Origin of the sequence: Streptomyces sp. NPDC002896 (assembly GCF_040295225.1) — a bacterium.
Taxonomy (GTDB): domain Bacteria; phylum Actinomycetota; class Actinomycetes; order Streptomycetales; family Streptomycetaceae; genus Streptomyces.
Window position 1 is genome coordinate 92945 of the sequence record NZ_JBEOVA010000014.1, and the last position, 14935, is coordinate 107879.

The following is a 14935-nucleotide window of genomic DNA, read 5'->3' on the forward strand; positions in this document are numbered from 1 at the left end:
CGGGCCGGGGGCCTCCAGCGTACGACGCCGACGAGGCACTCACCCGTCCGAGCGATCGACTCGCCGCCCTGAAGGACGCCCCGGACGGGCTGCGCCAGGGTCTACGCCGCCGTCGATCTGCTGACCGACGACCCCCGCCCGGCCGGAACCGTCGCCTACCGCTCGCCTGAGGTCCGCCGCACGCATGTCGGCTTGTACTGCCTGCTCTACGAGATCGACGAGGGCACCATCACCAGCGTCGTCCTCCACATCGGACGCGTACCCCAGCTTTCAGGCAAAGGGGGCCGGGCCCGGTGGATCACTCCACCGGGCCCGACCCTTCCCCGTTCCCCCGCCCGCGGTGGCTACTCCGTCGCGATCGCGTTCAGCACGTTCATCCGGCCTGCCCGGAACGCCGGGACCAGTGCCGCGAACAGGCCCACGAAGGCCGAAGCCACGAAGACCGCGGTGATCGTCGGCCAGGGGATCTCGAGGACGGTCAGGCCCTCGAGGGCCAGCAGCTTCTGGGCCGTGGCGCCCCAGCCCATGCCCAGGCCGAGGCCCAGCAGGGCGCCGAAGAGGGCGATGACGACCGACTCGAGGCGGATCATGCGGCGCAGCTGGCGGCGGGAGAGACCGATCGCCCGCATCAGGCCGATCTCGCGGGTGCGCTCCACCACCGACAGGGCCAGGGTGTTCACCACGCCCAGGATCGCGACGATGACCGCCAGGGCCAGCAGGCCGTAGATCATGTTGAGCAGCTGGCCGATCTGGTCCTTCAGCGCCTGCTTGTAGTCGGTCTGGTCGCGGACCGTGTACTGCGGATAGTCGTGCAGGGCCGCCTTCAGCGACTTGTACGCGGCTGCTTCCTGGCCGTCCTTCGCCGAGGCGAAGAGCAGGACGTCGAGGGGCATCTTGTCGGCGGGCACGTACCGGGCGGCCGTCGCGATCGACGCGTACATCGCGCCCTTGTCGATGACGACGTCGTCGCTGGTGATCGCACGGACGGTCAGCTCGGCCGTCGACCCGTCCTTGAAGTCGACCTCGACCTTCGAGCCGACCTCGATGCGGTGCTTCTTCGCGAAGCCCTCGAAGACGGACATCGAGTCGGGTCGGTAGGCGTCCGAGAGATCACCGGCCACCGTCTCGGTCCGCAGGTCCTGCGCGTACGACGGGTCCGCGGCGTTGATCGTCTCGCCCTTGGACGTCCTGCCGTCCGGCGTGGTCAGTGTGGCGTCGAGCACCTTGTACTCGGTCACCCGCTCCACGTCCTTCGCGGACTTCGCCGCCTCGACCGCCTGCGGGGTGATCGGCTGCCCACGGTCGGACTGCACGATGAAGTCCGTACCGACGGTCTTGTCGAGCTGGTCCGTCGCGGAGGCCACCATCGAGGAGCCGACCACCGACAGGCAGGCGACCAGCGCGAGGCCGATCATCAGGGCCGCGCCCGTGGCGCCCGTGCGGCGCGGGTTGCGCAGCGCGTTGCGCTCGGCCATCCGCCCGACCGGGCCGAAGAGCCGCAGCAGTACGGCGCTGATGACCCGGACCACTCCGCCCGCGAGCAGCGGGCCGATGACGACGAAACCGATCAGGGTCAGGACCACACCGCCGCCGAGCCACAGCGAGCCCTCGCTGGCCTTGTCGGCGGCGGCCGCCAGGTACAGGCCGTAGCCGCCGGCGCCGGTGAGGAACAGGCCCAGCAGGACCCGTACCCGTCCGGCCCTCGCGTCGGCCGGGGCTCCGGCGTCGCGCAGCGCGGCCATGGGCGAGACCTTGCCCGCGCGCCGGGCGGGCAGATACGCGGCGAGCACGGTGACCACGACGCCGAGCACCAGGCCGACCACCGGCGTGGTCCAGGCGACGGTCAGGTCGTCGGTGGACAGGTGCATGCCCATCATGCCCATGAGCTTCATCAGGCCGATGGCGAGGCCCACGCCCGCGCCGACGCCGAGGACCGACCCGGAGAAGCCGAGCAGCAGCGCCTCGGCCAGCACCGAGCGGTTGACCTGCCCGCGGCTCGATCCGATGGCGCGCATCAGGCCGATCTCGCGGGTCCGCTGGGCGACCAGCATCGAGAAGGTGTTGATGATGAGGAAGATGCCGACGAGGAAGGCGATCCCGGCGAAGCCGAGCATCGCGTACTTCATGACGCCCAGGAAGCCCTGGACGTCCTCGGCGTTGGCGTCCGCGACCTCCTTGGCCGTCTGCACCTTGTAGGCGCTGTCGAGTCCGGCGGCGACGTCCTTCTTCAGCTGCGCATCGCTTACTCCGGAGGCGGCGGTGACGTTGATGTTGGTGTAAACGCCCCTCTCGCCGACGAGGGTCTGCTGGGCGGTCTTCGTGTCGAGGTAGAAGATCGCGGCACCGGGGTTGGTGACGGTGAACTCCGCGATGCCGGAGACCTTCGCCTTGTGGGTGCCGACCGCGGTGATGACGCCGATCTCGTCTCCGAGCCCCAGGTGGTGCTTGTCGGCGGTGTCGGCGTCCACCATGATCTGGCCGCTGCCGCGCGGCGCCGCACCGGAGGTGATCTTCATGGTGCGGGCGTCGTTGGCGTTCCAGTTGCCGACGATGGTCGGGGCACCGCTCGTGGGCGAGAGGCTGTCCTTGTCGGCGTCGACGACGGTCACCGAGGTCGAGAAGACGGTCCCCTCGGCGGACTTGACCCCGTCGACCCCGCGTACTTCACCGAGCACGGAGGCGGGCATGACCGGCGGCTTGCCGTTGCCGGCCTGGGTCTCACCGCTGTCCGACGCGCCCTTCGCGCTGACCGTGACGTCGGACGCGGTGGTCGCGAAGAGCTTGTCGAACGTCGTGTTCATGGTGTCCGTGAACACGAGCGTGCCGCACACGAACGCCACCGACAGCACAACGGCGACGGCGGACAGCGCCATGCGTCCCTTGTGCGCGAAGAAGTTGCGCATCGAGGTCTTCATGACGGTCATGACGTACGTCCCCGGGCGTCGAAGTCCTTCATGCGGTCCAGGACGGCGTCGGCGGTCGGGCGGAGCATCTCGTCGACGATGCGGCCGTCCGCGAGATACAGCACGCGGTCCGCGTAGGAGGCGGCCACCGGGTCGTGCGTGACCATCACGATGGTCTGGCCGAGTTCGTCGACGGAACGCCGCAGGAAGCCGAGGATCTCGGCGCCGGCCCGGGAGTCGAGGTTTCCGGTCGGCTCGTCGCCGAAGATGATCTCGGGTCGCGATGCGAGGGCGCGGGCCACCGCGACACGCTGCTGCTGGCCGCCGGAGAGCTGCGTCGGCCGGTGCTTCAGCCGTCCGGCGAGGCCGACGGTCTCCACGACCCGGTCCAGCCACTGCCTGTCCGGCTTGCGGCCGGCGATGTCCATCGGCAGCGTGATGTTCTCGATGGCGTTGAGCGTCGGCAGCAGGTTGAACGCCTGGAAGATGAAGCCGATCCGGTCCCGGCGCAGCTGGGTGAGCTTCTTGTCCTTGAGGCCGGTGATCTCGGTGTCGTCCAGGTAGATCTGCCCGGACGTCACGGTGTCCAGGCCCGCCAGGCAGTGCATCAGCGTCGACTTGCCGGACCCGGACGGGCCCATGATCGCGGTGAACCGGCCGCGGGCGATGTCCACGTCGACCTGGTCGAGCGCGACGACGCGGGTCTCGCCCGAGCCGTAGGCCTTGACGACCTGCCGCGCCCGCGCGGCCACGGCCGTACTCCCGCCCGTGCCCCCGTGCTTGGGAATGGTTACAGCCGTTGTCACGGTAAGTCTCCTATGTCGGTCAGCAGATAGCGCAGTGATGGGCCATGGATGTCGTTCAGCGATGAGTCGGGGTCCGGCAGGCGGCCGGACCGCCGTGCCGTACGCGCTTCAGTCTGGTCTCGTCGGGCGGTCCGGCGCGCTGGTGCCCAGCGCAGTCTTGTACGGGGGAAAACCCCACCCCCGAAAGGGCGGTGTGTACGACCCGGCGGCCGATCGCCGTGCCCCGACCGCGTAAAGCCAGATTAAGGACCGGCCACTCGCCTTCTCGTCCTCCGGCGGTACGAACCCTCCCCCGCCCCAAGTACGGAGACACCCCTAGGGGTTCTCCACCCGCCGGTGGAGGGGGACTCAGGGTCCCCTCCACCCCCGCTGCTCCGAGGCTGCACCCTGACGCGACGAGAGGGTCAAGACGGGAGTCATGACGAGAGGGTCAAGTAAGAGTCCTCCGGCGGCAGTAGCGGTAGCAAGCGCATACCGACTACTCAGTTTGTCGAAACCGTCGCGCACTCGGATACCTGCGAGTAACGTCTCGCCCCGCCCTCACCCGCTCCCTGCGGTCCCCGACGGGACCCTCAGCCGCGCAAGGAGAACCGGGATGTCAGATGTGCCGCACCACTCGTTCCACGCACGGCCCCCGCAGCACCCCTCACCGCTCGACGGACAGCCCTCGCAGCACCCCTCACCGCCGTCACCGCCCTCGTACCCGACCTACCCCTGGCAGCCGCAGCGGCCGCATCCAGCCGAGAGGCCTCCGGCGCGCCGGCTGCCCCGCCACCCCGCGCTCGGGAACCACAGCGACCTGCGGATCCTGCGCAGCGCGTACCGCCGGCAGCGCCGCGTGGCGACACTCACGGCACTCGGCTACTTCGTCCTCTTCCTCGTCCTGTCCGCCTTCGCGCCCTCGCTGATGACGGACACCGTCTCCGGAGGGCTCTCCACCGGGCTCCTGCTGGGACTGTGCCAACTGCCGGTGACCTGGCTCGCGCTGGCGCTGTACGAGCACACTGCGCGCCGTCGTGTCGATCCGCTGGCGGACCGGCTGCGCAGGCAGGCCCGGCTGGACGCGATGCGGGAGGCCGCCCGATGAGCGCCGCGCCGGACGCCGGCGGCGCCGTGGGCGTCATGTGGAAGGCTGCCGGAGCCGTGACCGGTTTCAGCGACTCCGCGCAGGCCATGTCCCTGGTGGCCTTCACCGCGCTGGCCACCGTCACGCTCCTGCTGTGCGTGATGACCGGCCCCGACCGCGACGACCTCGACGAGTTCTACACCGGGTACGGGTCGCTGTCGCCGATGCGCAACGGCCTCGCCATCGGCGGCGACTACATCTCGGCCGCCACCGTCCTCGGCACGGGCGGCATCATCGCGCTCACCGGGTACGACGGGGTCGTCCTCGCCCTGAGTACCACACTGTCGCTGATGCTGCTGATGTTCCTGCTGGCCGAACCGCTGCGCAACGCGGGCCGGTTCACCATGGGCGACGCTTTCGCCCGCCGGATGCCGGGACGTTCGGCGCGCATCGCCGCGTGCGCCGCGACGATCGCGGCGCTGCTGCCGATGATGCTCGTACAACTCGCGGGCGCGGGCGATCTGCTCGCGTTCATCCTCGGATTCAGCGGCGACGGACTGAAGACGGGGTGCGTCGTCGCACTCGGCGCACTCATGATCAGCTATGCGGCGATCGGCGGGATGAAGGGCACCGCCCTGATCCAGATCCTGAAGATGGTGATGCTGCTCGGCTCGGGTGCGGTCGTGTCCGTGGCCGTCCTGCACCGCTTCGACTGGGACCCGGGGGCGCTGTTGTCCGCGGCCGCGCAGGGCAGCGCCGCCGGTCCCGCCTTCCTGCACTCCGGACTGCAATTCGCCGACGGTGCACACCCTCGCCTTGACATGATCACGTCTGAGCTGACGGTGGTGCTCGGCGGTGCGTGCCTGCCGCACGTCACCATGCGCATGTACACAGCCCGCAGCGCACGCGAGGTGCGCCGCTCGATGTCCTGGGCGGTGTCGACCGTTGCGCTGTTCATGCTGATCATCTCGGTCGTCGGGTTCGGCGCGGCGGCCCTGGTCGGGCGGGCCGGGACCACGGCAGCCGACCCGCAGGGCAACACCGCGTATCTGCTGGGCTCACAGGCGGCGTTCGGCGCCGACGCCTCGTGGGCGGAGACGATGCTGTTCACGACGGTGACGACGGCGATCTTCCTCACACTGCTCGCCTCGGTCGCGGGCATGATCCTGGCCTGCGCCAACTCCCTCGCCCACGACGTCTTCGCGCACCGCAGAAGGCAGATCTCCAAACGCACGGAGATGACGCTGGCCCGCGGCTCCGCTCTGGTGGTCGGCCTGGTGGCGATCGGCCTCGCCACGCTCGTGCAGCACCGCAACCTGCAGCCCCTGGTCACGCTGTCGTTCTGCATCGGCGCCTCCGCACTGGCGCCCGCCCTGGTCTACGTCCTCTTCTGGCGACGCTTCACCCGCACAGGCCTGGTGTGCACCCTGACCGGCGGCACGCTCGGCGTCCTCGTCCTGATGACCGGCACCAACCTGGTCTCCGGCTCCCCCACGTCGGCCTTCCCCGAACACGACTTCAACTGGTTCCCCTTCACGACGACGGGCCTCGTCTCCATCCCCCTGGGCTTCGCCCTCGGCTGGCTCGGCACCGTACTGTCGGCCCGCCGGGCGTCCGACGAACAGCGGAGGCAGTACGAGGCGGTGGAGGGGTGGATTCTGGCGGGGGTCGTACGGCGAGGGTGAACTCCAGCCTGTCCGGCGAAAATTCAGCCCGTCTGGGGGCACCTCCCAGCGTTAGCTGGGGGCGTTTGAGGACGAGCCCGTCAGGGCGACGGGGGCCTGGGGGCGAAGCCCCCAGCGGGGTCCAGGGGCTGGCCCTTGCCACGCGGCGGAGCCGCATATCAGATGCAGCGGGAAGGGGCGGGGTGGGGGAAAGAACCCTGCTAGGACGTCCCCTCCGCCCGTGCCGCCCGCCCGGTCAGGGCCGCAAGACTGTTCCGCACATGATCCATATGGGCGCGCACCTCGTCCCACTGCTCCCCGTGCAGCCGAAGCACCCGCTCCGTCTCCCGCCCGATCGCATCCTCATGCGCACGCGCATCCGCAAGCAGCTCCCCCGCACGGGTCTGCGCCTCCTCCTGGATGCGCCAGGCCGACTCCTCCGCCTCAGCGAACCCCCGCTCCGCCTCGGACAGACGCCCCTCTGCCGCGGCCGTCAGTTCGTCGTTCTGCTTGTCCGCCGCCGCCTCCCGCCCGGCGATCTCGAGCTCGGCGGCGTCCCAGCGCTCGGCGTGCTCCTTCTCCAGGTCGGCGAGCATCTCCGCGGTCCGCTCCCGCATCTCGCGCAGTACGGCCAGCGCCTCGCCCCGCCGCTCCTTCACATCGCGCCGGGCCGCGATCCGGATCTCGTCGGCGGTCGTCCGGTCGGCGAGCAGCCGGTGCCGGGCACGCTCGTCGGCCTCTGCGCGCACGGTGTCCGCGTAGACGCGCGCGGCCTCGCCCATCTCACGCACCGCCTCCTCGGCGGCCGCGGTGACCCGCGCGGCATCCTCACGCGCCGCGGCGAGCACGGCGGCCGCCTCCTCCTTGCCCAGCGCGAGAATCCGCTGCGCACGCTCACCGAGCGTCTCGTACGTCTGGGGAGCAAGCCCGGTGACGACTTCCCGCAGCCGCTCCGCCTCGGTCTCCATGCCCTTGGCCAGCACGGTCAGCCGCGCGGCGCGCTCCCACGCCTCGTCGCGCTCCTTCGCCAGGCGGGTGACGTACGCGTCCACCTGCCCGGGCCGGTAGGCGCGGCCCCGCACGACGACGAAGCCGTGGGGCGACACCGATGCGCTGCTCATCCTCGAATCCCCTCTCGGCTCACCGGATCCGGCGGTCCGGCAGTCCCGAACCCGGCATGACGTACACCACTCCGTACAACCCGTCAAACAACTCGACGTGGCGCACATCTTGATGGATCAAGAGGAAACACTCATAACGCGACACTCCGCCCGGCCATCCGGTCAAGGATGAGGCACAAAGCAGTAGAAACCGCAATCGCGCGCGGGTGTCGCCGAACCGACCGCCGGCACCCGCGACGAAACGAACGAGGCGCCCGACCCGTCTCACGGGTCGAGCGCCTCGTTCATATGGTCTTCGTACGGCGGACCGTGCCCGCCCGTACGCGCAGCCGAGCTACAGCAGCCCGTCCCACATCTGCTCGAGCAGGACCGACCACCAGCTCTCCGGCGACGCGAGCGCCGCCGGGTCGGTGGCGGCCAGCTGCGCCTGGAAGTCGACGGTCCAGCGGCCCGCCTGCTCCTGGTTGAGCCCGAACCGCAGCCGCCACATCCGCCCCAGCAGGGCGAGGCAGCGCACGAACTCCGGCAGCCCGCTGTTCACGAACTGCGGCGGTACGGGAGCACCGCCCGGGCCCGCCTCCACCGGCACCGCGACGATGTTCGCCGTGCCGTACTGGACGCAGATGGCGCGGCCGAAGTCGCTGCCCATCACCAGATACGAACCGGCGTCCGGCGCGGGCTGCACCCCGCGCTCCTGCGCCAGCTCGGCGAGCGTGGGCACCGGCCGGCCCGGCTGGGCCTGCGCCCAGAAGAACGGGCCCATGTCGACGGGCAGTCCGGCCACCACCAGGGTGTGCGCCACGATGTCGGGCACACCCTGGCGGGACACCGCCCGCTGGTCGAACCGGAAGACGCCAGGACCGAACGCGGCCGCCAGCTCCTGCCCGACACCCTCCGGCGGGATCGGCGGCGCGGGCTGCACCTGCGGCAGCGGAGCCCGCACCGGCGCCGGACGCGCCGGCCCGTCCGCGACCTGGTGCAACTCACCCTGGTGCGCGAGCAGTTGCTGCATACCCTGCCGGCGCGATGCATGGTCCTTGCCGTAGGGCGCGATCGACGTGATCCGTGCCTGCGGCCAGTTCTCGCGGATCATGCGCGCGCAGTACGCGCCGGGCAGCTCGCACGACTCCAACTCGGTGTGCAGCTCGAGGACCTGGTCCGGCGGGACATTCATGGAGCGCAGCTCGTGGAAGATCTGCCACTCCGGGTGCGGTGTACCGGGCGCCGAGCGGCGGATGAGCTGCTGCTCGGAGCCGTCCTGCGCGCGGTAGCGCAGCACGGCCTGGTAGCCGGGGCCGACGGTCGGCTGACCGTGCGGCTGCTGCGGATAGCCGTACGCGGGGGGCTGCTGGCCGGGCATCGGCTGTCCCGGTACGGGCTGTCCGAGCCGGCCCGGCATGGGCTGACCCGGGATCGGCTGGCCCGGTACAGACCCTGGCACACCAGGGGGCGGCATGCCCGGAACACCCGGGGCTCCGGGAGCGCCCGGGGCGCCGGGGGGACCCGGCGGCGGTGGCGTGCCGGGCCCGCCCGCCGGTCCGGAGAGCACGGTCGCCGCGTGATGGACACCGCCCGGAGGCGTGCCCGGCGTACCGGGGGCACCCGGAGCTCCCGGCGCCTGCGGCGGCAGCGGCGTACCGGGACCGCCCAGGCTCGAATCGGCCAGCACGGTATTGGCGTGGTGGACACCACCCGGCGGCGTACCCGGCGTGCCGGGAGCGCCCGGAGGCTGCGGCGCACCAGGGGCACCCGAAGCTCCCGGTGCGCCAGGTGCACTCGGCGGAGGTGGCGTGCCGGGGCCGCCCGTACCACCCAGGCTGGGGTCGGCCAGCATCGTGGCCGCGTGATGGACGCCGCCCGGAGGCGTACCCGGAGCACCGGGCGCACCAGGAGCGCCCGGAGGCTGCGGCGCACCAGGAGCGTGGGGCCCGCCCGGTGCCTCAGGCCCGTCGGGACGCAGCTGCGACACGAGTTGCGTCGGCACGTAGCCGCCCGCCGGGGTGCCGGGGGCGCCGGGACCGCTGGTCGGAGGCGTACCGCCCGGACGTGCGCCCGGGGTACCCGGAGCGCCCGGAGGCGGCGGCGCCGACGGCCGACCGCCCCGCGCACCCCGCGGCGGGCCCTGGGCCTTGCTGGTCGCGGCATCGGCGATGTCACCGGCACCGGGAGGAAGCGGAGCGCCCGGGGCGCCAGGAGCCCCTGGGCCGCCGGGAGCAGCCGGCGCGCCCGGAGCAGCCGGAGGCTGGGGCCCACCGGCCCCGGGCGCACCCGAAGGTGCGGGCGGCCCGGCCGCATCGGGCCCCGGATAGCCGTACGACGCCGGGGCACCCGGCACACCCGGCCCAGGGACGCCCGGCACACCCGGCGCAGGCGTGCCGGTCGGGGCGCCCGGACCCTGCGGATAGCCGTACGCGGGCGCACCCGAACCGCCCAGGGCAGGTGCCACCGCGGTGGGCGGCAGCTGACTGCCGCCCGACATCAGCGCCGTCTTCGCGTCCGGCGCCACACCGGGCGGCGGGGTCCCCTCGTCGTCCGCGCCGACCAGGGGCGGCGCGAACACCGTCGCGGGAGGCGGCACGGAACCGTCGTCGCCCGCGTCCGCGTTGGTGTCGGTACCCGCCCACGGCGTCGCCCCGGCCGGAGTACCCGGCGCCGTCGGGGGCAGCCCTTCGCCAGCAGCCGGCCCGCGGCCACCGCCGGACGCCCCCGCGGGCGCCCACGGCGCGCCACCGCCCGGCGTCGCCGAACCGGCCCCGGAAGCCGCCGAACCGGCAGCGGCGGCCGACGCGTCGTGCCCCGCAGGCGCGGCGTGCGCAGGGGACGCCGAAGGCACCTGCGGCACCGAACCCCCGCCCGCCGAAGCCCCGTTGGGCACGTCGCCCGAACCGCCAGAACTGCCAGAACCGCGCATGTCCGAGGAAGATCCGGACCCCCCGGACCCCCCGGCCCCGCGCCGATCCGGAATCCCCAGCCTGTCCGCCGCCTCCTGCAGCCACTCCGGCGGAGTCAGCAGGAACGACGTCTGATTGAGGTCGACCCGCTCGGGCACCGGAGGCGCCGGCGCCGCGGACTCCTCCGACGTGCCGTACTCCTCCTCGTACCGGCGGATGACCTCGCCCACCGGCAGCGCCGGCCACAGCGTCGCCTCGCCGCTGTCCCGTGCGATGACCAGCCGCTGCCGGCCACCGTCCGAACGCGGACCGTCCGCGCGGTCCTCCGCCCACACCACGAAGCCCAGCTCGAACTCCCGTACCCGCACCTCGCGATGCTGGTACGCGGGCAGGTCACCGTTGATCCACTCTTCCGCGCGCTCCTGCGCCTGCGCAAAGGTCACCATCGACAAGCTCACTTCCCCGCCGAGGACACCGGGACGGCACGCGCGAAGCCGCCGTCCACCATCAGGTTGGCCACGGTCTCCAGCTCCGGCGGATTGCCCGCGAGCCGCGCCAGAAACGCATCGAAGTCGTCACCGCAGGGCAGCAGCAGCCGCTCCACCCGCTCGGCCGCCGGCCAGCCGTCCCGGTCCCGGGCATCGTCGTACGCGCAGAACCACACCGAACCGATCCGGTCGCCCTTCACCTTCACGGCCAGCAGACCGCCCTGCACGAACCCGACTCCCAGATAATCCTTGGTCAGATGGTCACGCAGGCACTTGTTCACGTACACAAGGTCGTTGACCGCGGCCTCGTCCCGCACCGTGAAGAACGGCTGATCGACCAGCAGGCCCAGCTCGGCGTCCAGCGCGGCACCCACCGGGGCGCAGCCACCGGCCGCCTTCAGGAACGACCGGTACGCACCCGGCAGGCGGTAGCCCAAGTCCTCCTCGACACCCAGGATCTGCTGCTCGGTCACCGCCACCGACGACTTCGGCAGGCCGAAGTGCACAGGGCGCGTCTCCTGCAACGGGCGCGTGCCGCGCTTGTTCTGGTCGACGGGCGCCGTCGCGAGACCGCCGTGGTGCCGCAGAAGCGCCTTCACCTCGACCGGCACCAGCTCGAGACGCCGCGCGCGCGGCACGTGATGCCACGTCCAGCCGTGCGGAGTCGCCACCGGCGGAATCGTGTCCCACAGCTCATGGCCCTGCGCCGCCATCGCCGCGTTCGCCGAGACGTAGTCCGTCAACCGCAGTTCGTCGACCCCGAACCCCTCCGGAGGATCGGCGATTTCGGCCGCCGCACGCGCATAGTGCGAGAAGTCCGGAAAGCCCTCCTCGTCCACCCGCACACCCTTAGGATGGCGAGCGGCCCGTACCGGGTCCGGGAAGTGCACGACCTGCCCGGCGTAAGCCGCGTTCGGCGACGCGGCTTGCTGCCCGAGCCGACCTGTCGTCATGACCGTTGCCCCCTGCGGCACTGAAAGTTGGATCGCGGATGTCGACAGCCTATGCGGTAGAACGACACCGGTCACCGGGCCTCCGGTTCCGTGACCAGCGGTCACCTGTCCGTGACCTCCCCCAGTGCCTTGAGGGCCTGGGAGGCACCTCCATGCCGAACCACCAGCGTGTCGCACAGCCCCCAGCTTCCGTACCGCGCACCGCATTTGGCAGGCTGTCCCCGCACTCGGCGGCGATCCGTACTGGCGGCAGCCACCGCGGGCAAGAGGGGAGCACCACATGCACACAGCACAGACAGACACCGCATCCGGCGACCCCCGGATCGGCTGGAGCAGCGCCGAGGCGCCGCACGCCCCCGCCCTAAACCACCGCCGCGACGGCATCCTCCCCACCGTCGCCGCCGCGCTCTCCGTCCGCGGCACCACCCTCACCGGCACCCCCGCCCGCGGTGAACAGCCACCCGCACTCCACCCGCTCGTACAGGACTTCCTCGACGCCCTGACGAGCGGTCAGCGGGAACGCTTCACCGGACGCTGCGCCGAAGCCATCCTCATCTCCCGGCACCTGGGCGCCGCGGACGGCGAGCGCTCCAAACGCGCCCGGCGCAGACCCATGACCAACGGCGAAGCCCGCAAAGCCCTCAAGAACGCCAAACTCACCACCCGGCGCATCCGCGAGGACGGCGACCCCCTCCACGGCAGCTTCGCCCGGCCCTGCCGCTCCTGCACCGCGCTCGCCGCCCACTTCGGCGTACGCATCGTCGACCCCACCCAGCCCGACGACTGACACCGACCCCGGGCACGACCGGATCCACCCAGGCAGGACGACCGAACGAAGGCCGATGCACCCCGACCGCACCTCCACCACCCGCTTCCCCGTATCCGTCGACGCCGCCCTGCGCGCGGCGGGCTGGCAGCAGGGACGCTGGGACATCAAACAGGCCGAGTACTGGGCCGACACCCTCCGCGGACACGTCTCACCCGCAGGACACGAACACAGCGTCTTCCCCGCCGCCGTCGAGGCATGGGCCGAGTTCGGCGGACTGCACATCACGCCCTCCGGACCCGGACGGCAGATCGCCCCCGCCGCCCTCCACCTCGAACCCCTGCACGGGCTCCACATGGCCCGCACCCTCGGCGACCTCGGACGGGCCCTCGGCAGCGAGGTCTGCCCCCTCGGCGAGGAGAGCGAAACCCAGGCGCTCCTCGCCATCGACGCCGAAGGCCGCGTCTACAGCCTCGACCACAGCGGCGACTGGTACCTCGGGGACACCATCGACCAGGCCCTGTCGTCCCTGCTCACAGGGGTCCAGCCGGCCCGACTGACGGTCGGCTGACCCTCCCCGTCTCCCAGTCCGCTGAGACCCGCACCCGCGACAGCCGTCTCACAACCGGCACCGCTCCGCCCCCGCAGCCCAGCTCACCACCAGGCACCGCTCCACCCGGCGGCCCGGCCCACAACCGGTCATCACCCCACCCCGGCAGCCCGGCAGCCCGGCTCACAGCCAAGCACCGCTCTCCCCCGGCCCGCCCACGGAGCACCGCGAAGCCCCGCAGCCCCAACACAAGGGGAGCCGGTCCGGTCCGGCTCATCGCCCCGCCGGAATCACCGCCGACACCCGGAAACCCCCCGCATCCGTCGGGCCCGACACGAACACCCCGCCCAGCGCCGCCACCCGCTCCTTCATGCCCACCAGACCGTTGCCCCCACTCGGCAACCGCGCATCCGACGCAGAATCCAACGCCGGCGGCGGCTCGTTCTCCACCTGCATCGCGATCTCCGCCGCCCTATGCGCCAGCCGCACACGCGCCTTCGCCCCCGCCGCATGCTTGTGCACGTTCGTCAGCGCCTCCTGCACCACCCGGTACGCGGTCTGCTCGACCACCGGCGCATACACCCGGGACTCCCCCTCGACCCAGAGCTCCACCACCATCCCCGCCTCCCTGGACTGCCCCACAAGCTCATCCAGCTCGGCAAGCGACGGCCCCTCCGCCCCCTCGTCCACGGCCGCCCGCGACGCCGCCGCAGCCGCCGCCGCACCCACCCCCGCCAACGGCACCGGCTCGCCGACAGACACCGGGCTCTCCCCCGCCCGCAGCACACCCAGCATCTCCCGCAGCTCCGTGAGCGCCTGGCGGCCCATGTCACCCACCAGCGCCGCGTTCTTCACGGCCTTCTCCGGATCCTTCCGCGCCACCGCCTGCAACGCCGCCGCATGCACCACCATCAGACTCACCCGATGCGCCACCACGTCGTGCATCTCACGCGCGATACGCCTGCGCTCCTCACTCCGCGCCCACTCCGCACGCTCCTCAGCCCGCTCGGCAAGCAGCTGCAGCTCCCGCTCCAGACTGTCCGCACGCTCCCGCAGGCTCTCCATGAGACGGCGCCGCGCCCCCACATACAGACCCAGCAGCACCGGCGGCGCCGTCATACCCAGCGACATGGTGATCGCCACAAACGGAACGAACCAATCACCTATGGTCAGGCCCCCGCCCGCCATGTCCTGATGCGCCCGCACAAACCCGACGATCATCGTGCCCGCGAAGGACATACCGGCCAGCGCCCCGATGATCCGCCGCGGCAACTCCGACGCCGCGAGCGTGTAGAGCCCCACCAGACCCAGCAGAAACCCCATCTGCGCCGGCGTGATCGCGACCGACACCAGCACCACGGCGACCGGCCAGCGACGCCGCAACACCAGCACGGAACCGGCCAACAGCCCGAAGATCACCCCCACCGGCACCGGCAGCCCGGCGTTGTGAGCGAACCGAAGCCCCTCCGCCGCACACTCGACGGCCGACACCACCGCCAGCCCCACATCCAGCACGGCACTACGCCACCGCGCCCACCACCACGGCCCGGTCACGGCCGCACTGTGAGCTTCCCCCGTCGTGGTCATGCCTCTCAGCGTACGGGCGGGCCCCTCCCCTTTTCCGGCGAGTTTCCGGGTGACACCACCGGACGCCCGAACATTCGAACAGCGCCGAAACACACCGCTACCACCCGAACTGTTGAATCGAGCGCCTTTCGAGCCGGACG

The 14935-nt window shown here is 71.8% G+C and carries 10 protein-coding genes; 4 read left to right on the forward strand and 6 right to left on the reverse strand.

All coding sequences use genetic code 11. The features are described 5' to 3' along the window. Positions 1-344 precede the first annotated feature (344 nt). On the reverse strand, positions 345-2924 hold the full coding sequence (locus ABT009_RS26045) for an ABC transporter permease (RefSeq protein ID WP_351299561.1): 2580 nt from the start codon (positions 2922-2924) through the stop codon (positions 345-347). Further along, on the reverse strand, positions 2921-3709 hold the full coding sequence (locus tag ABT009_RS26050; protein WP_351299563.1) for an ABC transporter ATP-binding protein: 789 nt from the start codon (positions 3707-3709) through the stop codon (positions 2921-2923). The genes ABT009_RS26045 and ABT009_RS26050 overlap by 4 nt, the downstream gene beginning before the upstream one ends. 595 nt (positions 3710-4304) lie before the next feature. Here ABT009_RS26050 and ABT009_RS26055 point away from each other — a divergent pair. After that, positions 4305-4796 carry a DUF485 domain-containing protein gene (locus ABT009_RS26055; RefSeq protein ID WP_351299565.1) on the forward strand — a complete coding sequence of 164 codons (492 nt, stop codon included), beginning with the start codon at positions 4305-4307 and terminating at the stop codon, positions 4794-4796. A 35-nt stretch (positions 4797-4831) separates the two neighbouring features. Beyond that, entirely contained in the window at positions 4832-6460 is a 1629-nt protein-coding gene (locus ABT009_RS26060; RefSeq protein WP_351299856.1) for a sodium/solute symporter, read from the forward strand. Positions 6461-6660: 200 nt separating this feature from the next. Here the strand turns inward: ABT009_RS26060 and ABT009_RS26065 are convergent, their stop codons facing one another. The 3 genes from ABT009_RS26065 to ABT009_RS26075 all read right to left on the reverse strand — a co-directional run bounded on the left by ABT009_RS26065 (position 6661) and on the right by ABT009_RS26075 (position 11892). Continuing rightward, the gene (locus ABT009_RS26065; RefSeq protein WP_351299567.1) at positions 6661-7560 is read right to left on the reverse strand and encodes a cellulose-binding protein; all 900 of its coding nucleotides are present in this window, start codon (positions 7558-7560) and stop codon (positions 6661-6663) included. Between the two features lie 334 nt (positions 7561-7894). Beyond that, positions 7895-10897 carry an SUKH-4 family immunity protein gene (locus tag ABT009_RS26070; protein WP_351299570.1) on the reverse strand — a complete coding sequence of 1001 codons (3003 nt, stop codon included), beginning with the start codon at positions 10895-10897 and terminating at the stop codon, positions 7895-7897. Positions 10898-10905: 8 nt separating this feature from the next. Continuing rightward, complete coding sequence (locus ABT009_RS26075) at positions 10906-11892, reverse strand: HNH endonuclease (RefSeq protein WP_351299573.1); 987 nt, start codon at positions 11890-11892, stop codon at positions 10906-10908. A gap of 280 nt (positions 11893-12172) precedes the next feature. Here ABT009_RS26075 and ABT009_RS26080 point away from each other — a divergent pair, with 280 nt between their 5' ends. Together ABT009_RS26080 and ABT009_RS26085 are read left to right on the forward strand one after the other, a co-directional pair. After that, entirely contained in the window at positions 12173-12679 is a 507-nt protein-coding gene (locus ABT009_RS26080) for a YwqJ-related putative deaminase (RefSeq protein WP_351299576.1), read from the forward strand. Positions 12680-12734: 55 nt separating this feature from the next. Further along, positions 12735-13229 (forward strand): SUKH-3 domain-containing protein, encoded by a 495-nt coding sequence (locus tag ABT009_RS26085; RefSeq protein WP_351299579.1) that lies wholly within the window; start codon positions 12735-12737, stop codon positions 13227-13229. Positions 13230-13481: 252 nt separating this feature from the next. Here ABT009_RS26085 and ABT009_RS26090 read toward each other — a convergent pair whose 3' ends face one another. Next, positions 13482-14795, reverse strand: a complete 1314-nt coding sequence (locus ABT009_RS26090; RefSeq protein WP_351299582.1) for a sensor histidine kinase — start codon at positions 14793-14795, stop codon at positions 13482-13484. Between the last annotated feature and the right edge of the window lie 140 nt (positions 14796-14935).